Source organism: Allobosea sp. GW823-FHT01F03, assembly GCF_058798075.1.
Map to the genome: position 1 here is coordinate 2845173 of NZ_CM179505.1, position 21623 is coordinate 2866795.

General features: G+C 68.2%; 21 protein-coding genes. 14 read left to right on the plus strand and 7 right to left on the minus strand.

The window, feature by feature from the left end; all coding sequences use genetic code 11:
• Positions 1-238: 238 nt before the first annotated feature.
• Together gnd and AC3RCC_RS13755 are read left to right on the plus strand one after the other, a co-directional pair.
• Positions 239-1225 (plus strand): phosphogluconate dehydrogenase (NAD(+)-dependent, decarboxylating), encoded by a 987-nt coding sequence (gene gnd / locus AC3RCC_RS13750; RefSeq protein WP_291648903.1) that lies wholly within the window; start codon positions 239-241, stop codon positions 1223-1225.
• A 4-nt stretch (positions 1226-1229) separates the two neighbouring features.
• Positions 1230-1757 carry a gluconokinase gene (locus AC3RCC_RS13755; RefSeq protein WP_452115966.1) on the plus strand — a complete coding sequence of 176 codons (528 nt, stop codon included), beginning with the start codon at positions 1230-1232 and terminating at the stop codon, positions 1755-1757.
• A gap of 19 nt (positions 1758-1776) precedes the next feature.
• Here the strand turns inward: AC3RCC_RS13755 and AC3RCC_RS13760 are convergent, their stop codons facing one another.
• A complete protein-coding gene (locus tag AC3RCC_RS13760; protein ID WP_291638693.1) occupies positions 1777-1935 on the minus strand; it encodes a hypothetical protein in 159 nt (52 codons plus the stop codon).
• A 167-nt stretch (positions 1936-2102) separates the two neighbouring features.
• Between AC3RCC_RS13760 and AC3RCC_RS13765 the strand changes: the two genes are divergently transcribed.
• On the plus strand, positions 2103-3632 hold the full coding sequence (locus tag AC3RCC_RS13765) for a UxaA family hydrolase (protein ID WP_452115967.1): 1530 nt from the start codon (positions 2103-2105) through the stop codon (positions 3630-3632).
• Between the two features lie 129 nt (positions 3633-3761).
• On the opposite strand, the gene AC3RCC_RS13770 is transcribed toward AC3RCC_RS13765, so the two are convergent.
• Positions 3762-4751 carry a VOC family protein gene (locus AC3RCC_RS13770; RefSeq protein ID WP_492258786.1) on the minus strand — a complete coding sequence of 330 codons (990 nt, stop codon included), beginning with the start codon at positions 4749-4751 and terminating at the stop codon, positions 3762-3764.
• 183 nt (positions 4752-4934) lie between these two features.
• Between AC3RCC_RS13770 and AC3RCC_RS13775 the strand changes: the two genes are divergently transcribed.
• Positions 4935-5312: a hypothetical protein gene (locus AC3RCC_RS13775; protein WP_452115969.1), complete on the plus strand. Its 378-nt coding sequence runs from the start codon at positions 4935-4937 to the stop codon at positions 5310-5312.
• A 25-nt stretch (positions 5313-5337) separates the two neighbouring features.
• On the opposite strand, the gene AC3RCC_RS13780 is transcribed toward AC3RCC_RS13775, so the two are convergent.
• On the minus strand, positions 5338-5847 hold the full coding sequence (locus tag AC3RCC_RS13780; RefSeq protein ID WP_452115970.1) for a MarR family winged helix-turn-helix transcriptional regulator: 510 nt from the start codon (positions 5845-5847) through the stop codon (positions 5338-5340).
• An 87-nt stretch (positions 5848-5934) separates the two neighbouring features.
• Here AC3RCC_RS13780 and AC3RCC_RS13785 point away from each other — a divergent pair, with 87 nt between their 5' ends.
• Together AC3RCC_RS13785 and AC3RCC_RS13790 are read left to right on the plus strand one after the other, a co-directional pair.
• Positions 5935-6873, plus strand: a complete 939-nt coding sequence (locus AC3RCC_RS13785; RefSeq protein WP_492255620.1) for an alpha/beta fold hydrolase — start codon at positions 5935-5937, stop codon at positions 6871-6873.
• A gap of 58 nt (positions 6874-6931) precedes the next feature.
• The gene (locus AC3RCC_RS13790; protein ID WP_291638699.1) at positions 6932-8134 is read left to right on the plus strand and encodes an ABC transporter substrate-binding protein; all 1203 of its coding nucleotides are present in this window, start codon (positions 6932-6934) and stop codon (positions 8132-8134) included.
• 4 nt (positions 8135-8138) lie between these two features.
• Here the strand turns inward: AC3RCC_RS13790 and AC3RCC_RS13795 are convergent, their stop codons facing one another.
• Both AC3RCC_RS13795 and AC3RCC_RS13800 read right to left on the minus strand, forming a co-directional pair.
• A complete protein-coding gene (locus AC3RCC_RS13795; RefSeq protein ID WP_492255621.1) occupies positions 8139-8558 on the minus strand; it encodes a lysozyme inhibitor LprI family protein in 420 nt (139 codons plus the stop codon).
• Positions 8559-8575: 17 nt separating this feature from the next.
• Positions 8576-9760 (minus strand): aminotransferase, encoded by a 1185-nt coding sequence (locus AC3RCC_RS13800; RefSeq protein ID WP_291638701.1) that lies wholly within the window; start codon positions 9758-9760, stop codon positions 8576-8578.
• A gap of 118 nt (positions 9761-9878) precedes the next feature.
• Here AC3RCC_RS13800 and AC3RCC_RS13805 point away from each other — a divergent pair, with 118 nt between their 5' ends.
• Complete coding sequence (locus tag AC3RCC_RS13805; RefSeq protein ID WP_492255622.1) at positions 9879-10634, plus strand: SIR2 family NAD-dependent protein deacylase; 756 nt, start codon at positions 9879-9881, stop codon at positions 10632-10634.
• 39 nt (positions 10635-10673) lie between these two features.
• Here the strand turns inward: AC3RCC_RS13805 and AC3RCC_RS13810 are convergent, their stop codons facing one another.
• The gene (locus AC3RCC_RS13810) at positions 10674-12065 is read right to left on the minus strand and encodes an oxygenase MpaB family protein (RefSeq protein WP_492255623.1); all 1392 of its coding nucleotides are present in this window, start codon (positions 12063-12065) and stop codon (positions 10674-10676) included.
• Positions 12066-12434: 369 nt separating this feature from the next.
• Here AC3RCC_RS13810 and AC3RCC_RS13815 point away from each other — a divergent pair, with 369 nt between their 5' ends.
• The 3 genes from AC3RCC_RS13815 (at position 12435) to AC3RCC_RS13825 (ending at position 15099) form a co-directional block, all read left to right on the plus strand.
• A complete protein-coding gene (locus AC3RCC_RS13815) occupies positions 12435-13049 on the plus strand; it encodes a cold-shock protein (protein WP_291638704.1) in 615 nt (204 codons plus the stop codon).
• A 216-nt stretch (positions 13050-13265) separates the two neighbouring features.
• Positions 13266-13943: an HPP family protein gene (locus AC3RCC_RS13820; protein WP_291638705.1), complete on the plus strand. Its 678-nt coding sequence runs from the start codon at positions 13266-13268 to the stop codon at positions 13941-13943.
• A gap of 118 nt (positions 13944-14061) precedes the next feature.
• Positions 14062-15099 (plus strand): HD-GYP domain-containing protein, encoded by a 1038-nt coding sequence (locus AC3RCC_RS13825; RefSeq protein ID WP_492255624.1) that lies wholly within the window; start codon positions 14062-14064, stop codon positions 15097-15099.
• A 7-nt stretch (positions 15100-15106) separates the two neighbouring features.
• Here AC3RCC_RS13825 and AC3RCC_RS13830 read toward each other — a convergent pair whose 3' ends face one another.
• The gene (locus tag AC3RCC_RS13830) at positions 15107-15457 is read right to left on the minus strand and encodes a HesB/IscA family protein (protein ID WP_291638707.1); all 351 of its coding nucleotides are present in this window, start codon (positions 15455-15457) and stop codon (positions 15107-15109) included.
• Between the two features lie 115 nt (positions 15458-15572).
• Between AC3RCC_RS13830 and AC3RCC_RS13835 the strand changes: the two genes are divergently transcribed.
• From AC3RCC_RS13835 to AC3RCC_RS13850, 4 genes are all read left to right on the plus strand, one after another.
• The gene (locus AC3RCC_RS13835; RefSeq protein ID WP_492255625.1) at positions 15573-16811 is read left to right on the plus strand and encodes a deoxyguanosinetriphosphate triphosphohydrolase; all 1239 of its coding nucleotides are present in this window, start codon (positions 15573-15575) and stop codon (positions 16809-16811) included.
• A gap of 58 nt (positions 16812-16869) precedes the next feature.
• Positions 16870-18636, plus strand: a complete 1767-nt coding sequence (gene argS / locus AC3RCC_RS13840; RefSeq protein WP_492255626.1) for an arginine--tRNA ligase — start codon at positions 16870-16872, stop codon at positions 18634-18636.
• 187 nt (positions 18637-18823) lie between these two features.
• Positions 18824-20443: an SPOR domain-containing protein gene (locus tag AC3RCC_RS13845; RefSeq protein WP_492255627.1), complete on the plus strand. Its 1620-nt coding sequence runs from the start codon at positions 18824-18826 to the stop codon at positions 20441-20443.
• A 188-nt stretch (positions 20444-20631) separates the two neighbouring features.
• Positions 20632-21570: an arginase family protein gene (locus tag AC3RCC_RS13850; RefSeq protein ID WP_492255628.1), complete on the plus strand. Its 939-nt coding sequence runs from the start codon at positions 20632-20634 to the stop codon at positions 21568-21570.
• Positions 21571-21623 lie beyond the last annotated feature (53 nt).

The window sequence follows — 21623 nt, forward strand, 5'->3', positions numbered from 1 at the left end:
CTGCCGACGCGGAGGTGCGCCTGCTCGAAAATGCAGGCGCCTTGGGTGTTTAGGCAAGCGCGCGATGGCGCGTCGGATCGCTCAAAAGCTGGTGAACGCATGTCGTCGCGCCGCCGGGGCGGCGTCTTGCGGCGTCATTGGCCGGCGTCGCAGCGATCTCGCCCGGCTTGCCCGCAGCCCTGCATCGGGGCATGAAGCGTCCCCAAGCCGGCTCGTTCCGGCAGCAGGAGCGCTTGCGATGCAGCTTGGAGTGGTCGGCCTCGGCCGGATGGGAGCCAATATCGTCCGGCGGCTGCACCGCGCCGGGCATGATTGCGTCGTCTATGACCGCGATCCGAAGCCGGGCGCGGCGCTTGCCAAGGACGGCGCCGTCAATGTCGGCGATCTCAGGGAGATGGTGGGCAAGCTTCAGGCGCCGCGGGCGATCTGGGTGATGCTGCCGGCCGGCGAGATCACCGAGGGCACGCTCGCCGAACTCGCCGGCATGCTGGAGCCGGGCGATACGCTGATCGACGGCGGCAACGCCTTCTGGAAGGACGATGTCCGGCGCGGGCGCGAGCTCGCGGCCAAGGGGCTGCACTATCTCGACATCGGTACCTCCGGCGGCGTGCACGGGCTCGAGCGCGGCTACTGCCTGATGATCGGCGGCGACAAGGGCGTCTTCGACCGGCTGGAGCCGATCTTCCAGGCGCTTGCGCCGGGCAAGGGCGAGATCGAGCCGACCCGCCATCGCGAAGGCCGCAATCCGACGGCCGAGCAGGGCTATCTGCATTGCGGCCCGGCCGGGGCCGGCCATTTCGTCAAGATGGTCCATAACGGCATCGAATACGGGATGATGCAGGCCTTCGCCGAGGGTTTCGACCTCATGCGCAACGCCTCCGCCAAGGAGGGCCTGCCCGAGGAATATGGCTTCGATTTCGATGTCGCGGAGATCGCCGAGGTCTGGCGGCGCGGTTCGGTCGTGACCTCCTGGCTGCTCGACCTGACCGCCGAGGCGCTGGCGGCGGATGAAGAACTCGGTGCCTATTCCGGCCATGTCTCGGATTCCGGCGAGGGGCGCTGGACGGTGCAGGCGGCGGTCGAGACCGCGACCCCGGCCGAGGTGCTGACCTCCTCGCTCTACACCCGCTTCCGCTCGCGCAAGGACCATACCTTCGCCGAGAAGATCCTCTCCGCCATGCGGGCCGGCTTCGGCGGCCATGTCGAGCCGAAGAAGCAGGGCTGAGCGAATGAGCGTCTCGGACAGCGCTGGCAAGCCTGCCGTCATCGTCGTCATGGGTGTCGCGAGCTCCGGCAAGACCTCGCTCGGCGAGCGCCTGGCGGAGCGGCTCGGCTGGTCCTTCCGCGACGCCGACTCGTTCCATCCGCCTGAGAACGTCGCCAAGATGTCGAGCGGAACGCCGCTGACCGACGAGGACCGCAAGCCCTGGCTGGCGGCTATCGCGGCCTGGATCGACGATCTGCGGACCAACGGCGGCAACGGCATCGTCACCTGCTCGGCGCTGAAGAGAGCCTATCGCGAGGTGATCGTCGGCGACCGGCCCGACGTCACGCTGGTCTATCTCAGGGGCTCGCGCGAGCTGATTGGCCAGCGCATGGCGGCGCGGCAGCACCATTTCATGCCGCCGGCCCTGCTCGACAGCCAGTTCGCGACGCTGGAGGAGCCGGGCGCGGACGAGAAGCCGCTCGTGGTCCAGGTCGAGGCCAGCAAGGAGGCGATCGTCGCGCAGGTGGTGCGGGAGTTGAGGCTCGGGTGACGCTTGCCCCGGGGGCCGGCTAGCCGCCCGGCGGCGCGCTGTCCAGCGCGGTCAGCGCCGCTATGTCCCTGGCGCGGTGGCGCGGCCTGAGCGAGGCGGCGAGCAGCGCGAGCCTGTGCCGGAGATAGGCCAGGATCAGCGCCAGCAGCGGCGCCGGCGAACGATCGATGCTGTGCACGGAAGCCTCCGCCACCATCGGACGGGCATATCCCGCCCGAAGGGCAGCTTGCGCTCGTCCGGCGCGCGCTGCAAGGCGGCTCCTAGTTTCAACCGATTGAAAACTGACGCCTTCGGCGCGATGCTTGGGCAAGATAAAAAAGCCGCCAGCCCAAGGTTCAAAAGATCATGCTCGACAAAGCCATTCCGCCGCGCACGCTCAAGCTCAACGCCGCCGACAATGTCGCGGTCGCCGTCGATCCGATCGATGCGGGCGTCAGCGCCGCCGGGGTCACGGCGCTGAAACGCATCCCGCGCGGCCACAAGATCGCGCTGGTGCCGATCGCCAAGGACGAGCCGATCCGCAAGTTCGGCCAGATCATCGGCTTCGCCACGCTCGACATTCCGCCGGGCGAATGGGTGCACGAGCACAATACCGGCTTCCACGCCTTCGAGCGCGACTATGCCTATGCCGCCGAGGCGAAGAAGGAATTCGTGCTGCCGGTCGAGCAGCAGGCGACCTTCCAGGGCTTCCGTCGCAAGGATGGGCGCGCCGGCACGCGCAATTATGTCGGCATCCTCACTTCGGTGAACTGCTCGGCTTCGGCCGCGCGCTTCATGGCCGAGGAGGTCAAGCGCTCCGGCATCCTCGCCGATTATCCGAATGTCGACGGCGTGATCGCGCTGACCCACGGCACCGGCTGCGGCATCGACTATAACGGCGAGAGCTTCGAGGTCTTGAAGCGCACCACCTGGGGCTACGCCTGCAACCCGAACATGGCGGCGGTTCTGGTCGTCGGCCTCGGCTGCGAGGGCTTCCAGATCAAGCGCATGAAGGAGGCCTATGGCGTCGAAGAGAGCGACATCTTCCGCACCATGACGATCCAGGAGACCGGGGGCACGAAGAAGTCGGTCGCCGCCGGCGTCGAGGCGCTGAAGACCATGCTGCCGATCGCCAACCAGGCGGTGCGCGAGACCGTCCCGGCTTCCGAGCTGATGCTCGCCCTGCAATGCGGCGGCTCTGACGGCTATTCCGGCATCACCGCCAATCCGGCGCTGGGCGCCGCCGTCGACATCCTGGTCGAGCATGGCGGTACCGCGATCCTCTCCGAGACGCCGGAGATCTATGGCGCCGAGCATCTGCTCACCCGCCGCGCCGCCACTCGCGAGGTCGGCGAGAAGCTCGTCGGCATCATCAAATGGTGGGAGGACTACACCGAGCGCGCCCGGATGAGCATGAACAACAACCCCTCGCCGGGGAACAAGGCGGGCGGTTTGACCACCATCCTGGAGAAGTCGCTGGGCGCCGCGGCCAAGGGCGGCACCAAGACGCTCTCGGCGGTCTACCACTATGCCGAGCCGGTCCGGACCAAGGGCTTCGTCTACATGGACACGCCCGGCTACGACCCGGTGGCGGCGACCGGGCAGGTCGCCGGCGGCGCCAATATCCTCGCCTTCACCACCGGCCGCGGTTCGGCCTATGGCTGCAAGCCGACACCGTCCGTCAAGCTCGCCACCAACACGCCGATCTACGAGAAGATGATCGACGACATGGACATCAATTGCGGCGACGTGCTCGACGGCGTGACGCTCGAGGAAAAGGGCCGCGAGATTTTCGACAGGCTGCTGAAGATCGCCTCGGGCGAGCGCTCCAAATCCGAGCAGCTCGGCTATGGCGACGCCGAATTCGTGCCCTGGCAGATCGGCGCGACGATGTGAGCGGGCGGCCCTCGGCCGCGCCTGATACTTCGCTCGTCATGGTCGGGCTTGTCCCGGCCATCCACGTCTTCGCTGGTCGAAGGCCCTGGTCAAGACGTGGATGCTCGCCACAGGGGCGAGCATGACGGTTCAGGCTAAACCCACCAGCCTGAGCCGCGTCCCCCAGGGATCGGTGCTCTCGAAGCCGCGATCGATATTCGAGGGCGTGAAGCCGGCGCGGGCCATGCGCTCGCGCTGCGCTGCGAGCAAAGCAGGATCGGCGACCTCCAGCGAGAACCAGTCGAGGCCGGTCGTCGCCCGGTCGCGGCTGCCAGCGCCTGCGCTGTTCCAGGTGTTGAGCGCGACATGGTGGTGATAGCGCCCTGAGGAGAGGAAGCTCGCCGTGTCGCGCCGCGATGTCGAATCGAGGCCGATGGCGTCGCGGTAGAAGCTCTCGGACTGCTGGATGTCGCCGACGCGCAGATGCATGTGGCCGATGCGCAGCCCGGCGGGCGCTGACGCGTAGTCGCTGCGGCTGGTGTCGGTCAGGCCAAGGATGCCGTCGACGTCGAGCCGGTGCGTGCCCATGACGACGCGCTCGCCTTCCCAGCGCCAGAGGCGCGGATCGCGATCGGCATAGACCTCGATGCCGTTGCCTTCGGGATCGTCGAGATAGACGGCTTCGCTGACGCTGTGGTCGGCGAAACCGGTAAGAGGCGTCTGGTTGCGGGCGACATGCACGAGCCAGCGCGCGAGATCGCGGCGCGACGGCATCAGGAAGGCGGTGTGGAACAGGCCGGCGGCGTTGCGCGGCTCATACTGCGCCTGCGGCCGTGCCTCCATCGAGACGAGAGGGACGCCTCCGGCTCCGAGCGTGACGCCATCCGTGTTGGCCGAGATGACGGCGAGGCCGAGCACCGACTGGTAGTAGCGGCTCATGCGGTCGAGATCGCGTACGCGCAGGCCGATGGCGCCGCAGCGGATCGGCGTACTGCCGGCAAAGCCCGGGGCGGTGGCCGCGATCGTGCCCGTGCCGGCCGCCGGCGTACCTTCCGCCCGTGCCGCCGCGACGGCGGCCATGGCGAGCGAGGCCGTTCCGGCCAGTCGCAACAATTTCCGCCGGGTCAGTTCAATCGTCATCGTCATCCATTCCGCTCGCGGCGCAGCGCCGCTGCGGCCGTGCAGAGCATTCTTTGCGGCGGAATGCATGTCACAAGCACGAGAGAGGGGCAAAATCCGCTCAGGCGGTCGCAATGCAGCCGGGCCGGCATTGGTCCGGCGCATCACAACGGACACAGACCCCCGACAATGCGCAATTTTCTGATGGTCACTCTGCCCCGGACTGCACTCGGCCTGCTCTTCCTGGTCAGCGCCGCCGACGGCTTCTGGTATCTGGCGACCGGCAACCACCTGATCCATCCGCCGGTGACGGAAATCGGCCTCGCCTGGGAACGCTCGCTGGAGCAGGCAAAATTCTTCCTGCCGCTCTTGAAGAGCGTGAACCTGGTCGGCGGGCTCCTGCTGCTGCTCAACATCGCGCCGGCGCTCGGGCTGGCGCTGATCGCGCCGGTGATGACGGTGATCGTGCTGTTCCATGCCGAGCTTAACCCGCAGGGCATGCCGGTCGCGGCGATCGTCGCCATCTGCGGCGCACTGCTCGTCTTCGCCTATCGCGGGCGCTATGCGGCGCTGCTGCGCTGACGACGTCCGAGACTGCCGCCTCCGCTCAGAGATCGGAGGCGGAGCCCCATTCAGGGACATGGGTCGCGAGCTTGTCGAGCAGCTTGCCGAGCTGCGCCCGTTCGCCGGGATCGAGGCAGGCGAGCATCGCCGCCTCCCGCGCCTGCAGCATCGGGATGTAGCGCTCGTAGAGCGCCCGGCCCTCGGGCGTGAGGTAGAGCAGCTGGCGGCGGTTGTCGGCCGGATCGGGCTCCCGGCGGATCAGCTTCTTCTTGTCGAGCAGGATCACGGCGCGGCTGACGCTCGCCTTGAGATGGCCGGAGAACTCGCAGAACTCGCTCGCGCTCGCGCCGTCGCGCACCGTCAGGAAGATCAGGATGACGATCTCGGGCCGGGTCAGCCCGAACTCCGTTTCGATCATGCGGAAGGAGGGCTCGCGATAGAAGTTCAGGACGTAGCCGATCTTGTAGGCGGTCGGGATCGCGGTCCCGTCCAGGATGGCGCGCCGCTGCGCGGCGTCCAGCCCGATGGACTCGTCCTGTTGAATTAGTCTCACATTAGACTTTTTTGTTGCGCGCGCCATGAGCCGGTCCTAGCATCCTCGGCAACAGATGGCACGGCCTTGCCGCGCCGGGAGGAGGCGATGGACCAGGCTGGTGCCACAGGGCGGCAGGCGCTTTCGCGCGCGCTGCAACGGCAATGCTTCTATTCGGGTAGCGATGCCCATCCGATCTATGTCGACCGGCTCGGTGCGGCCGGGGCCGGGCGCCTGCCCATCGTGCTCGTCCATGGCGGCGGCCATACCGGCGCCTGCTATCTGGCCACCCCCGACGGCCGACCCGGCTGGGCGCATGCCTTCGCCGCCTCCGGCCGCGAGGTCTTCGTGCCGGACTGGCCGGGCCATGGCCGCTCGCCGATGCGCCCGGATTTCGCGACGCTTTCGACAGTGGAGATCGCCACCGCGTTGATGCGTCTGCTCGATGAGGTCGGGCCGGCGGTGCTGCTGGTGCATTCGGCGAGCGGGCCGATGGCCTGGTGGATTGCCGAACAGGCGCCGCGGGCGGTCGCGGGAATCGTCGGTGTCGCGCCGGGCGGTCCGGCCAACCTCCTGCCTGTGCTGCCCGACGATGCCGAGGCGGTGGCGAAGCTGAAGGATGATGAGAGCCTGGGCTGTCCGGTCCGGGTCGAGGAGGACAAGCCGCTCTTCATCCCGCCCGAATTCATGCGGGCCTATTGGGCGAATTCCGAACGTTTCCCGAAACAGGCCTTCGAGGCCTATCGGCGTTCGATCGTGCCCGAGAGCGCCCGACTGATGAACGAGCGCTTCAATATCGGTGGCAAGGGCTTGCGGATCGGGGATCCCGCGGCGCTTTCGGCCCATCCGATCCTGATCGTCACCGGCGATACGGACCCGCGCCATCCGCGCGCGGTCGACGAAGCGACGGCCCGCTATCTCGGCGCCGAATTCGTCTGGCTGCCGGAGCGCGGCATCACCGGCAACGGCCATATGCCGATGTGCGAGGACAACAGCGACGAGATCGCGGCCCTGATCGTCGCCTGGCTGGAGGCCAAGGGTCTTTGACGCGAAGAGCGCCGGCGCACGTCGCAGCCGGCGGGACAACGAGATCGGGAGGAATGTGATGCGGTCGCTTCTGTTGGGCGGCGCCATGCTGGCGCTCGCCAATCTGTCGGCGCTGGCGCAGGTCAGCGACGATGTCGTGAAGATCGGCGTGCTGACCGATATGGGCGGTGTGACCGCCGACATCGGCGGCAAGGGTTCGGTGATCGCGGCCGAGCTGGCGCTGAAGGAATTCGGCGCGACCGTGCTCGGCAAGCCGATCCAGATCGTCGCCGCCGACCATCAGCACAAGGCCGATGTCGGCACCTCGATCGCCCGGCAATGGTTCGACGTCGACAAGGTCGACGCCGTCGTCGACGTTCCCAATTCGGCGGTGGCGCTGGCGCTGCAGTCGCTCGCCCGCGAGAAGAAGCGGATCGTGATGTATTCCGGCGCCGGCACGACGGCGCTGACCAATGAGCAGTGCTCGCCCTATGGCTTCCACTGGACCTACGACACCTATGGCGTGGCGCGCGGCACCGCCTCGGCCGTGGTCAAGGCCGGCGGCACCTCCTGGTTCATGCTGGCCTCCGACTATGCCTTCGGCCATCAGTTGCAGAAGGACGCGACCGATGTCGTCGAGGCCAATGGCGGCAAGGTCGTCGGCTCGGTGCGGCACCCGCTGAACAATGCCGATTTCTCCTCCTTCCTGCTGCGGGCGCAGTCCTCCGGCGCCAAGGTCGTCGGTATCGCCAATGCCGGCAACGACACCGTCAACGCGATCAAGCAGGCCGGCGAGTTCGGGCTGGCGGAGCAGGGCCAGAATCTCGCGGCGCTGATCTTCTTCCTGCAGGACGTCCACAGCCTCGGCCTCAAGGCGACGCAGGGCACCTATCTCACGACCGCTTCCTATTGGGATCTCGACGAGCCTTCGCGGGCCTGGTCGAAGCAGTTCCTCGAAAAGGCCGGGATGATGCCTTCCATGCTGCATGCCGGCGTCTACGGCTCGGTGCTGCACTATCTCAAGGCCGTGAAGCAGGCCGGCACCGACGATCCCGACAAGGTCGCTGCCGCGATGCGGGCCATGCCGATCAACGACGCCTTCACCAAGGACGCGACGATCCGCGCCGATGGCCGTGTGCTGCGCGAGATGTATCTCGCCCGGGTCAAGAAGCCGGCGGATTCGAAGGGGCCGTGGGACTATTTCGAGATCGTGCGCAAGATCGAGCCGTCCGAGACGGTCTGGCCTCTCTCCGAAAGCCGCTGCCCGGCAGTGAAGGGCTGAGCCCTCAGAGCGGGGCGAGGTCCTTGAGCCAGCGCGTGCGTTCGGCGGTGACCTGCATCAGGCAGCTCTGATCGGTGAGCGCGGCCATGGTGCCGCGGTCGCCGAGCCGGGACATGAAGGAACAGCTCGAATCGCGATAGGCGAGCCAGGCGCGCTGGGCGTCGCGCAGCAGGTTGCGCTGCGCCGGTTCGAGCCCGTTCGTCGCCGCGCGATAGGCGGCGTTGAGGGCCGCGTCGAGCCTGACGTATTCGGCGTTGCCGCAGTCGAGCATGGCGACGGTGACGCCGCCGGATTTGTCCATGCAGGCCTTGTAGGCGGGCGAGGAGCTGCCTTCGGACGCACGATCCTGGGCGCCGGCTGCAGCGGGGACGCAGAGCAGGGCGGCGGCGAGCAGATGCCCGCCTCCTCGGTTCTTCCACGCCATCAAGGATCTCCCCGTCGTCAGAGCGAAAAGCCCTGCAGCCTGTCGCCGAGCTCGCCGAGCCGGTCGGCTCCGACATTGGCGATGGCGATGCGCAGATGTCTCTCCTGTCCGGGGCCGAAATAAGGGCCGGGCAAAGCGAGCACGCCGCGCTCCTGCACCAGACGGCGGACGACCTCGGCTGCGGGAACAGCTTCGAAGGGATGGGCGAGATAGGCGAAATAGGCACCGGCTGCGAGGACGCTCCAGCCGTTGAGCGGCGCCATCGCCCGGCGGAACAGCCCGGCCCGTGCGTTGATCTCGCTGCGGTTGGCCTCGCGCCAGGCACGGATGCCGTCGATGCCCCAGGCGATGGCGCCCTGACCGGCCCGGACGGGGCTGATCTGGATGCAGTCGAGCACCTTGCCGATCTGCGCCAGCACATCGGTGCCGGCAGTAATCGCGCCGAGCCGCCAGCCGGGAACAGCATAGGCCTTGGAAAAGCTGTAGAGGCCGATCAGCGAATCACGCCAGTCGCTTGCGGCGAAGAGTTCATGCGAGCGGCCAGCCCCGTCCGGCAGGAAATCGCGATAGGTCTCGTCGAGTACGAGCCAGATATTGCGCCGGCGGCAGAGCGCGGCGAAGGCGGCGATGGTGGCAGGCGGATAGACCGCGCCGGTCGGGTTGTTCGGGGTCACCAGCACGATGGCGCGGGTGCGCTCGTCGATCAGGCTCTCGGCGGTCGCGATATCGGGCACGAAGGCCTGCGCGGGATCGCAGGGCAGCGGGCGCGGCTCGACGCCGAGCATGTTCAGCGTCATCTCGTGGTTGAAGTACCAGGGCGTCGGCAGCAGCACATTGTCGCCGGCCCGGGCCACCGCCATCATCGTCACGACATAGGCTTGGTTGCAGCCGGCCGTGATCGCGATCTCCTCCGGCGAGATCGGCGCGCCATAGAAGGCGCTGGTCTCGGCGGCATAGGCCTCGCGCAAGGCAAGGTCGCCGGTGATCGCGCCGTAGCGGGTCTGGTCGGGCCGGCCGGCCGCCTCGGCGAGGCGCTCCAGCAGCGCCGCGGGCGGTGGCGAGCCCGGCACGGCCTGCGACAGGTCGATCAGCGGGCCGCTGCGGCCGTCATAGGCTCGTGCCCAGCCCTGCGCCTCGGGAATCGGCGGGGTCGCGGTGTCGATGAGATCGGGGTTCAGCGGGGTGGGGGACGGCGAAGGCATGGCCGAGCTTTGCGGCGGCGACGGCCTGCCGTCAACGCCCACGATCCGGCGCTCTTGGAGCGCGGGACGCACACCGCCATATTCGCCGGAAAGCAATGACGATCCGGAGCCCGGCGGCATGGATGAAGAGACACAGGACGCGATCGGGGAATTGCATGCGATGCTCGATCGCGCCCGGGTGATCGTGCCCTTCACCGGCGCCGGTATCTCGACCGAATCGGGCGTGCCCGATTTCCGTTCGCCGGGCTCGCCCTGGATGGTCAACAAGCCGATCCCGTTCGATGTGTTCGTCCACAGCCGCGAGGCCAGGGTCGAGGCCTGGCGGCGCAAGTTCGCCATGGACGATCATTGCCCGGACGCCAGGCCCAATCGCGGCCATCGCGCGCTTGCGACGCTGGTCGCGGAAGGCCGCTCGCCCGGCGTGATCACCCAGAACATCGACGGGCTGCACCAGGCCTCGGGCATTGCCGAGGAGGCGGTGATCGAGCTGCACGGCAACGGCACCTATGCGACCTGCCTCAGCTGCGGCTGGCGCCATGAGCTCGCGGCGATCCGCCAGGTATTCGAGGCCTCGGGCGAGCCGCCGGACTGCCTGATCTGTGGCGGCGTGGTGAAGGCCGCAACGATCTCCTTCGGCCAGCAGATGCCGCAGCGGCAGATGCTGCGCGCCCAGGATATGACGCTTTCGGCCGATCTCTATCTCGTCGCCGGCTCGTCGCTCGTCGTGTTCCCGGCGGCGAGCTTCCCGGTCGTCGCCAAGCGCAACGGTGCCAAGCTCGTCATCCTCAATCGCGAGCCGACCGAGCTCGACCCGATTGCCGATCTCGTGGTGCGGGCTGAGATCGGCGTGGCGCTGGCGCGGCTAGCGAACTGAACGGCCGCGGCCGGTCGCGGCGTCGGCGGCGCCGCCCGCTCAGCTCGGTCTGCGTGTCGCGGCCGTGGAGGCGGGCTGGTCGCTTGCCGGCTGGCCAGGCGTCGGATGCGGTGCGGAGGGCGCATTCGGCCGATAGGCCGACGCATCCGTCGTGAAATGAGCGTGCCCCCAGGCGGCGAGCTGCTTGCGGATGATCGCGACGAGACGCCGATCCACTGCAGCCGAGAGCATCGGGACGTTCATGGCCAGCTTGTAGGCCAGCATGCGGCTGCCGGCGACCGCCGCGGCGATGCCGTAGCAGGCCTTGTCCAGCATGTCGGGAACCACGCCCATGCTCGCAGCTTTCGCCTTGTCTCCGCCGGCATAGTTCTTGACGAAGAAGACCTTCGAGAAGCCTTTCTCGACGCGGTCGAAAACGCGAGACGGGAGGGACTCGTCCGCGGGGAGATAGGCGCCGATCGTCGCGCGCAGCAGGTTGCCGCAGGTCTCGTCGTCGAAGCCCGAGCGCAATGTCGCCAGGCCCGCGGCCATCAGCGTCACGATCTCCTTCGGCGTCGTCCCCAGCAGCGCCTCGGGCAGGCCGAGCAGATAGCAGCGGTAGCGGCTGAGCTCGACGCGGGCGCGTTCCTCCGGCGTGAACTCGCTGCGGCCCTCGCGCAGAATCGCGGCCGACATCATGGTGACCCCGATGAGACCGGCCGGCATCTGGTCGACCTGGGGGATCGGGATACCGTAGACCGAGACGTCCCAGCGGCCCTTGCGCATGGCGTTGAAGCGCACCATCGAATGCATCAGACGGACCATCGCCGCCGCGCGGAAGCCCTCGCCGCCACGGGCGAGCGCTCCGGGCAGCACCGAGGTCGCGAAGAACGTCGCCGTCTCCTTGACGCGCCTTGCGGCGCTTTCGTTGGAGAGAGTCCCTGTCAGCGCCATCGGCAGTGCCGCATAACGGTTCATGAAGGTCGCGATGAAGGCGGCGCGGATGGCGATCGGGCTCATGATCGCCATGGGGGCGCGTTCGATGCGCGCGCCTTCCTCGACCAGGGCCATGTCGAGCCAGTCGGGGACGGTCTCCATCGCCGCGATGAAGTCGCGCAGTTGCGGCGGGGCGTCAGGGACGGAATCGATGCCGTGCCGGCAGGCCTGGTCGAGCATCTCGATCAGCCGCTTGAAGCCATATTCCGGCATCAGGGCGGCATAGGGATCGGCCACGCGGTCGCCCATGAAGGTGTAGGCGCGGACCAGTGTCATCAGGCCGTCATCGGCCAGAAGCTGCGCGCGCTCGGCCTCGGTGGCGGTTCGCAGCTCGTTGGGATCGCTGGCCGCGCCGGCGAAGCGCTCAGGCAGGGCATCGAAGTCCACGGCTCCGTAGATCGAGGGCGTCACATCCGCCTGCGACCGCACCTGATCCCAAATCTGCTGCTTGTACATTCCGCTATCTCGCTTGGAGTCGTTTCACAGCGGCCCCCCGGAGCCACGTGGGCGCACCATAGGCAGCCGCGCTTAACCTGGGCTTACCCAACGTTTCTGGTCGTGACGGCCGGCGCGCAGCCCCGACGATGCGGGTGGCTGTCGGCCTGCGATCATGAGCCAGACCCTGCACCGCGCCGGCATTTCGCCTGTCGCGGCGGAGTCCGGGCGAGCCGTCGACCATAGGGGCGAAGGCCGGCCCGAGGGCGGCCATCCCAGTATATTTTCGGCCTCGATCATGTGGATGAAAGGGTTGGCGCTGTTTCGCGAGTCCGCTGCGGTGCTATCGTCGCAAGACGAATCAGATTTCGCATCGGAGATGAGCGGCACATGTCCGACGAGTACGGCGATGGTGGGAGGCCCCCACTCGGACCGATCCAATCGCTCAACCGGGTCGTGCGGCTCGACGGCCCCGAGGCTGGCTTCGTCGATGCAGGCGTCGAGCTGGCGGGCTACGTCAAATGGTTCGACGTCAGCAAGGGCTACGGCTTCGTCGTGCCGGAAGACGGCGGCAGCGACATCCTCGTCCACGTCACGATCCTGAAGCGCGACGGCTTCAACGCCATCGCCGAAGGCGCGCGCATCGTTCTCGAAGTGGTCGCGAAGGCGCGTGGTCGCCAGGCGATCCGGGTGCTCTCGATCGACACCTCCGCCGGGCGTCATCCGGCGGAAATGCCGATGCCGCGCACCAATGCCACGGTGACACCGACCAGCGGGCTCGAGCGCATGGTGGTGAAATGGTTCAACCGGCTGCGCGGCTTCGGCTTCGTCTCGGCCGGCGAGGGCGCGCCCGACATCTTCGTCCATATGGAGACGCTGCGCCGCTACGGCATCGTCGAGCTGATCCCCGGCCAGACGGTTCTGGTTCGCTATGGGCCGGGGCCGAAGGGGCTGATGGCCGCCGAGATCAGGCTCGAGCAGGGCGGGCCACCCAGCTCGCATTGAGAAGAAAAATCTCTCGGAAGGGCGCCTTCGGGCGCCTTTTTTGTTGCGCGCCGGACATGCACGGCAGCACGGCCGGTTAATTGACGTAAATTTATGTGAAATATCTAAATTTCCGTTGAGTTGTGCGCAATGCATATTATAGAGGCGGCCCGATACTGAAATGGGGGCTGCCTCGCGCGACCGGCTGGTCGGGAGGGCTGCTCCGGAGAGCCGGCCGTGAAGCTGTTCCACCCGATCCTGGCTGGCGCGACATTGGCCGAGCGCACCGCGGCCTGCGCCGGCGTGTTTGCCGCGATCGCGCTCACCGCCGCGGCCGGCTTTGCCTTCCCCGTCCATGCACCGCTCGTCCTGGCGCCGATCGGGGCTTCGGCGGTCCTGGTCTTCGTGGTACCGGCGAGTCCGCTTGCGCAGCCCTGGCCGGTGATCGGCGGCAACGTGATCTCCGCCTTCGTGGGGCTCGCCGCCGGCTGGGCCGTGCCTGACCTGACGATCGCGGCTGCGCTGGCCGTCGCGCTCGCCATCGCGGCGATGTCGCTGACGCGCTCGCTGCATCCGCCAGGTGGCGCCGTCGCGCTCACCGCCGTGCTCGGCGGGCCGGTCGTCATGGAGTGGGGGCTGTTATTCCCCTTCGTGCCGGTCGGGCTGTGCTCGCTCTCGCTGGTCGCGCTCGGCGTCGCCTTCCACGGCCTCACGCGCCGCAGCTATCCGCATCGTCACATGACTGCCGGCCATGCGCCGCCTCAGCCGGAGCCGCCGGCGACGTTCAGCCCCTCCGACATCGATGAGGCCCTGGCGCAGATGGGCGATTCCCTCGACATCGCCCGCGAGGATCTCGATCTGCTGCTGCAATATGCCGAGGCGAACGCGATGCGCAGACAGGCCCTGCGGTCATGAGGGATTTCGCTCGACTTGGATTTTTCAAGGCGAAACGAAAAATTTGAGCGATTCCGTTTCATCCGGTCTCAGGGAACCGTGGCAAAGGTGATCTCGTTGCGAGGATATGCCGATCACCGTGCTACTGATCACCGACCGCCCAGAACAATCTCACAAGCTCGACCGGCTGCTGTCGCTGTGGGGACCTTGCGCCGTGGTCGACCTGAACCGGCCGGTGGCGGTGCGGCCGGCGTCGCGGCATTTGCTGATCAGCGATGTCGACCTGTCCAACCGTGCCTCGGTCGAGGCGGTACGGCGCACGCTCGCCAGCCATAGAAGTGCCGGAACTCCGTTCCTGTGCCTGCTGCGCGACCCCTCGCCACGGACGGCCGTGCAGGCCAATGCGATTGGCGCCAGTGCCGTGCTCTCGGCCGATGCGCCGGCCAAGGTCCTGCTCGGCGAGGTTGGCCGGATGCTCAATGGGGCCGGGGATTCGCAGCCGGTCCAGCAGCAATTCGTCGCGGCCTCGGTCGTCGTAGCCGACATGCTGGAGCGGGCGGCGAGGGGCGATGCTCTGTCCCCGGCGGCGCTCGATGGCGGCATCGAGGCGATCAATCGCGCCGCCGACCAGCGCGATCTCGGCGCCTGGCTCGACATGGTCTGGAGCCATGACGATGCCACCTATCAGCATTGCCTGCTGGTCGCCGGCCTCGCCGCTGCCTTCGCGGAGCGGCTCAGCTTTCCCGAAACTGCGCGCCGGCTGGTGACCGGAGCGGCGCTTCTGCACGATGTCGGCAAAGCGCGCATCCCGCTCGCCATCCTGCACAAGCCGGGCGCGCTGACGGCGGAAGAGATGCGGATCGTGCGCGAGCATCCGCGGGTCGGCTACGAGATGCTGCGCAGGCAGGGCGGATTCGAGCGCGAGATCGTCGACGCCGCCTATAGCCATCACGAATATCTCGACGGTTCCGGCTACCCGCGCGGCCTGCGTGCCGACGAGGTCTCCGATCTGGTGCGGATGATCACCATTTGCGACGTCTATGCGGCGCTGATCGAGCGGCGCTCCTACAAGGCACCGATGGGGCCCGAGCAGGCCTACGGTACCCTGGCGGCCATGACCGGCAAGCTCGATCCCGATCTGTTGCGCGCCTTCCGGCAGGTCATTCTGCCGAACTGACCGGACTTTAGAGCGCGAAGGACGTGCCGCAGCCACAGGAGGCGGTGGCGTTCGGATTGGTGATCTTGAACGACTGGCCGACGAGATCGTCGACGAAATCGATCGTGCAGCCTTCGAGCAGGTCGACCGAGGTCTCGTCGATGAGCACGGTCGCGCCGCTGCGCTCGATCACGATGTCGCCCGGCGCCTTCTCCTGGTCGATGTCGAAGACATATTGGAAACCCGAGCAGCCGCCGCCAGCGACGCTGACACGCAGCATCGAGCCCGGCGGCTCCTTGGCCATGACCGCGACAATGCGCCCCGCCGCCTTGTCGGTCAGCGAGATCGCGCGCGGATTGGCCTCGATTGCGGTCGTCATGCGCAGAACATCCTTGCTCCTGCCTCGCCCGCAAAGGTAATGGCCAGCCTGCGCCCGTTCAAGCCGCCTCCACCGGTGGGCAGCCAAGCAGCGAGCGAACATCGAGCGAGCGAACATGGCGCCAGCACAAGATCCGCTTCATCCGCCGCGCGAGCCGGGCGATCGCTGGCGCGCCGTCTATGCCTGCCGGACCGCCACGAGCCGTGGCCGGCTGGTCGAGGAGCCGGGTTCCGCGACGCGCAACCCCTTCCAGCGCGATCGCGACCGCATCATCCATTCCACCGCCTTCCGTCGGCTGAAGCACAAGACCCAGGTCTTCGTCTCGCATGAGGGCGATCATTTCCGCACCCGGCTGACCCATTCGATCGAGGTGGCTCAGATCGCCCGCGCGCTCGCCCGGGCGCTCGGCCTCGACGAGGACCTCGCCGAGGCGCTGGCGCTGGCGCACGACCTCGGCCACACGCCCTTCGGCCATACCGGCGAGGATGCGCTCGACGAATGCATGAAGGATTTCGGCGGCTTCGATCACAATGCCCAGACCCTGCGGATCGTGACCCGGCTGGAGCGGCGCTATGCCGGTTTCGACGGGCTGAACCTGACCTGGGAGACGCTCGAGGGGCTGGTCAAGCACAACGGCCCGCTGGTCGAAGCCGATGGCCGGCCGGTGCCGCGCTATGCCGCGACGGGCATCCCGGCGGCGATCGTCGAATACCAGGCCAAGCAGGATCTCTGGCTCGCCACGCACGCCTCGGCCGAGGCGCAGGCCGCGGCGCTCGCCGACGACATCGCCTACAACGCCCATGACATCGATGACGGGCTGCGCGCCGGCATGTTCGAGCTCGCGGAACTGCGCGCGGTGCCCTTCCTCGCCGGATTGCTCGACGAGATCGAGAGGCTGCATCCGGGGCTCGAAAAGCCACGCGCCACCAACGAACTGGTGCGCCGTGTCATCACCCGCTTCGTCGAGGACGTGATCGGCCATTCCGAAGCTCTGATCGCGGCGCTCGCTCCGGCCGATGTCGACGCGATCCGCCGGGCCGGGGCGCCGGTCGTCGCCTTCTCCGAGCGGATCGCGGCGGCCGACAAGGCGATCAAGGGTTTCCTCTATCCGAACATGTATCGCCATCCGCGCATCAAGGTGATCCGCCAGCAGGCGGCCGATGTGGTGCGCGACCTGTTCGACCGGTTCAACGCCGCGCCTGAGGCGATGCCGGGCGAATGGTCGGCGGACTGCGCGACGCTGGACGAGGCCCGCCGGGCCCGCCGGATCGCCGACTATATCGCCGGGATGACCGACTCCTACGCGCTCGGCGAGCATCGCCGGCTGTTTGACGCCACTCCGTCGCTGCGATAGGGCCGGGCCGGTCAATCCTTCGAAATCCATCAATCTCCGTCGAAAATCGCTGGTCGCCATGAATATTTTCGAGACTTTCTCCGCGCGCCTCGCCGCCATCCTCTCCGGAATGGCGGAGGCCGGCCGCATCCCCGCCGGGCTTTCGCTGGCGCGGGTCGTGGTCGAGCCGACGAAGGATCCGGCCCATGGCGATCTTGCGATCAACGCCGCCATGGTGCTCGCCAAGGAGGCCGGCATGGCGCCGCGCGCGCTCGCCGAGCTGATCGTCGCCGAACTCGCCAAGGACGCTGATGTCCTCAAGGCCGAGATCGCCGGGCCGGGCTTCATCAACATTACGCTGCAGCCCGCCGTGTTCACCGCGGTTCTGAAATCGGCGGTGCTCGCCGGAGCCGAGCATGGCCGCGGCCGGCCGAAGCCTGAGCCGAAGATCAACGTCGAATATGTCTCGGCGAATCCGACCGGGCCGATGCATGTCGGCCATGGCCGCGGCGCGGTCTTCGGCGATGCCCTGTCGGCATTGCTCGCTTTCGCCGGTCACGATGTCACCCGCGAATACTACATCAACGACGCCGGCGCGCAGGTCGATGTTCTCGCCCGCTCGGCCTTCCTGCGTTATCGCGAGGCGCTGGGCGAGGAGATCGGTGCGATCCCCGAAGGGCTCTATCCCGGCGATTATCTCGTCGCGGTCGGCGAGGCGCTGGCGCGCGAGCACGGGCAGGCCTTGCTCGGCAAGGCCGAATGGGACTGGCTGCCGACCGTGCGCCAGGCGGCGATCGACGGCATGATGGCGATGATCCGCGACGATCTCGCCGCGCTCGGCGTCGTTCACGAGGTCTTCTTCTCGGAACGCTCGCTGCAGGGCCGGGACGGCAATGCCGATGCCGTGCACCAGACGATCGAGGATCTGCGGGCCCGAGACCTGATCTATGAGGGCCGCCTGCCGCCGCCCAAGGGCCAGAAGGACGAGGATTGGGAGGACCGCGAGCAGACCCTGTTCCGCGCCACCAAATTCGGCGACGATGTCGACCGGCCGCTGCTGAAATCGGATGGCAGCTACACCTATTTCGCCAACGACATCGCCTATCACCGCTCGAAGTTCACGCGCGGCTTCGCCGAGATGATCGACGTCTGGGGTGCCGACCATGGCGGCTATGTCAAGCGCATGCAGGCGGCGGTGAAGGCGGTGACGAGCGGGGAGGGCGCGCTCGACGTCAAGCTCTGCCAGCTCGTGCGGCTGCTGCGCAATGGCGAGCAGGTCCGCATGTCGAAGCGCTCCGGCGACTTCGTCACCCTGCGCGAGGTCATCGACGAGGTCGGCCGCGACGCGGTGCGCTTCATGATGATCTTCCGCAAGAACGACGCGACGCTCGACTTCGACCTCGCCAAGGTCGTCGAGCAGTCGAAGGACAACCCGGTCTTCTACGTCCAGTATGCCCATGCGCGCTGCGCCTCGATCTTCCGGCAGGCGAAGGAAGCCTTCCCGGACCTCGATCTCTCGCCGCAGGCGCTGGCGCAGGCCGATCTCGGGCTGCTCACCGACGAGTCGGAGATCGGCATCGTCAAGATGATCGCCGCCTATCCGAGGATGATCGATGCCGCGGCTTCGTCACACGAGCCTCATCGTGTCGCCTTCTTCGTCCACGAACTGGCGAGCGCCTTCCACTCGCTCTGGAACAAGGGCAAAGACTCGCCGCAATTACGGTTCGTTAATCAAACTGATCGAAAGTCGACCGCAGCAAGATTGGCGTTCGTGCATGCGGTGCGCAGCGTCCTTGCTTCCGGTCTGGCGGTCGTCGGTGTGGCGGCGCCGGAAGAGATGCGCTGACGGGTCTGCCCCCGTCGCCTCGGGCGCCCTGCGGATCAGAAGATCCGGCCAGCGTCTGCCGGGATCGATGCGGGAGCGGGATTGGTTGGGCGTGCCGGAAGGCAGGCTGGCCGGGCTTTCGTCAGATTGACCGCGCGCTGCCGCCGTTCTTTGATGGCGCTGGCAGCGCGCTGGAATGGATCACGTCATGAGCGAGCCAGCTAGAAACCGTTTCGCCCTCGATCTGGATGACCTCGAGCGCCAGCTCCGCGGCGCGGCCCAGCCGCAGAAGCCGGGCTCGGCGAACGATCCGCTGATGGAGTTGACCAGGCTCGTCGGCCAGGACGATCCGCTCAAGGAATTGTTCAGCGGCCGCCCGGCTGCGCCTGTTGCCGCGCCAGTCGCGGCTCCGGCGGCGGCTCCCGTCCGGCCCGTGGCCGAGGCTCCGGCGCACTGGCCGGCGACGGCCCGCGTCGAGCCTTCCTTCCACCCGGCACCCGCAAGCCAGGCTCCGGCCGAGGCTGCGCAGCCTCCGGCCGAGTTGATGGGCGCCCTGGACGAGTTCGAGGCTCTGCTGCGCCGGACTGAGCCTGGAAGGGCTCCCGCCGCCCCGATGGTGCCCGTGCAGGCGCAGTTTCATGAGCAGGCGCACCGCCAGGAAACCGCGTATCCTGAAGCCGGCTATGCCGAATATGACCAGCCGGCCGCCTCGCAGCATGGCTATGCGGCGCCGGCCTATGTGCCGCAGGTGGAGGCCGGCGCGCACGCCTATGTGCCTGAGGAGCCCCGCGATCTCGACGAGGCGGTGCAGCAGGGCTACCCGGTCGGTTACGACCGGGCGTTGCCCGAGGATTATGCCCAGCCGCAGCAGGCCGAGGAGGATGCGCGCCAATATGCCCAGCCGCGTTCGCGCAAGGGGTTGTGGGCGGCTGCTGCCGTGATCGCCGTCACCGTTGCCGGCGTCGGCCTCGCCATGACCTTCCGCGGCTCGCGCCCGACGGTCGGAGCCGATGGCCAGCCGCCGGTGATCAGCGCCGACGCCGCGCCGACGAAGGTCGCTCCGGTCAATCCCGGCGGCGCCGAGATTCCCAACCAGAACAAGCAGATCTATGAGCGCTCCGGCGAGACCCCCGCGGCCGAGACCAAGGTGGTCAGCCGCGAGGAGCAGCCGGTCGATGTCCAGCAGGCGGCGCGCTCCATGCCTTCTCGCCCGGGTTCGTCCGACACGACCAGCGCGGCGCTCGCTTCCGGCGAGCCGGGGCTGATCGCGGTTCCGCCCGTGCCGGGTCTGGGCGAGCCGCGCAAGGTCCGTACCGTCGCGATCCGCCCGGATGGCACCCCGGTTCCGCCGGCGGGCAATGGTGCGGCGGCGCCCGCACCGCAGCCGATGGTGACGGGCTCCGCGCCGGTCAGCCGTGCGGCGGCGACGCCGACGGTCGACGCCGCCAAGGTGCAGGATCGCGCCGCCGCGCCGACGACGTCGCCGGCCGCCGTCACGCCGCCGCCGCGGACCCGCACGGCTGCGCTCGACCCGGTTGCTCCGACCAGCGCCGCGCCGGCCGCGCCTCGCGCCGACGCCAATGGCGGATTCGCCGTGCAGCTGGCGGCGCCGGGCAGCGAGGCCGAGGCGCGCGCGACTTTCGCGGCTCTGCAGCGCAAATACCCGACCCAGCTCAGCGGCCAGAGCCCGATCGTGCGCAAGACCGAGCTCGCAGGCGGCAAGACCGTCTATCGCCTGCGCGTCGGTCCCTATTCGCGCGAGGATGCCGCGACGATGTGCACCGCGCTCCAGGCCGCCGGCGGGCAGTGCTTCATCGCCAAGAACTGAGCCCGCCATAGCGGATCTGGCGGTCTCGCCGTCATTCGATCAGCGCCGGCCGCGACATTCGCGGCCGGCGTTTCCATTTGCCGCCATGCATGACGGGCCGGGCGAGGGGTGCCCCCGGCGTGCTTGCCTCCGGCGTTCGCCGCGGGGCAGGCTGGGGCCTCGTCCTTCCAGCTCCGCGGTCTTCCGTCATGTCTCTCGATCCGATCTCCCGGCCCGCCGATGGTGCCGTCTTCCTCGGCGGCGAGGCCGTTCATTACGATGCGGTCTCGCCCGGCTCTGTCGCGGTGATCGGCATCCCCGGGGCGACGCCCTACCGATCCGGCTCGCCTCACAGCGCCGCGGCACCGGGCGCGATTCGGGCCGCGAGCGCGCCCCAGGCGGTGCGGCGCGGGCACTATGATTTCGATCTGGGCGGCCCGCTGCTCCGGGAGCGGGACAGGCTGGTCGATTGCGGCGACATCGCTTTCGACCCGGCCGATCTCGCCGGGAACCGGGCGCGGATCGAGGCCGTCTATACGAGCCTGTTGGCACGAGGGACTGCACCCCTGCTGCTGGGCGGCGACGACAGTGTGCAGATTCCCGCGCTGCGCGCCTTCGCCGCCCGCGGCGAGATCAGCGTCCTGCAGGTCGATGCGCATATCGACTGGCGCGAGGAGGTCGAGGGCGAGCGCTTCGGGCTGTCGAGCACGATGCGGCGGGCCTCCGAGCTTTCCGGCGTCAAGGCGATCGTCCAGGTCGGCGCGCATGGTATCGGCAGCGCCCGCGAGGCCGAGGTCATCGATGCGCGGGCTGCCGGCGCGCAATTGATCGATATGCGCATGCTCAGGGCCAAGGGCATCGCCCATGCCGCGCAGTGCGTGCCGGCCGGTCGCCCCGTCGTGGTCTGCTTCGATGTCGACGGCTTCGATCCCTCGGTGGTGCCGGGCGTGCTCGGCCGCGCGCCGGGCGGGCTCGGATTCGGCGATGTCGTCGATCTGCTGAACGGGGTCGCCGAGCGCGCGCCGATCATCGGCTTCAACATCGTCGAGTTCGTGCCGCAGCAGGATGTCGGCGGGCTCGGCACGCGCGCGGTCTGCCGCCTCGCCATGCTGGCGGCAGGGCTGCTTGCCAGGAGCGTCGAGCGCTGAACCCGAATCGATTCAGCCGGTCGGAGGGTATTCCTCACGATCGGGTATCGGAG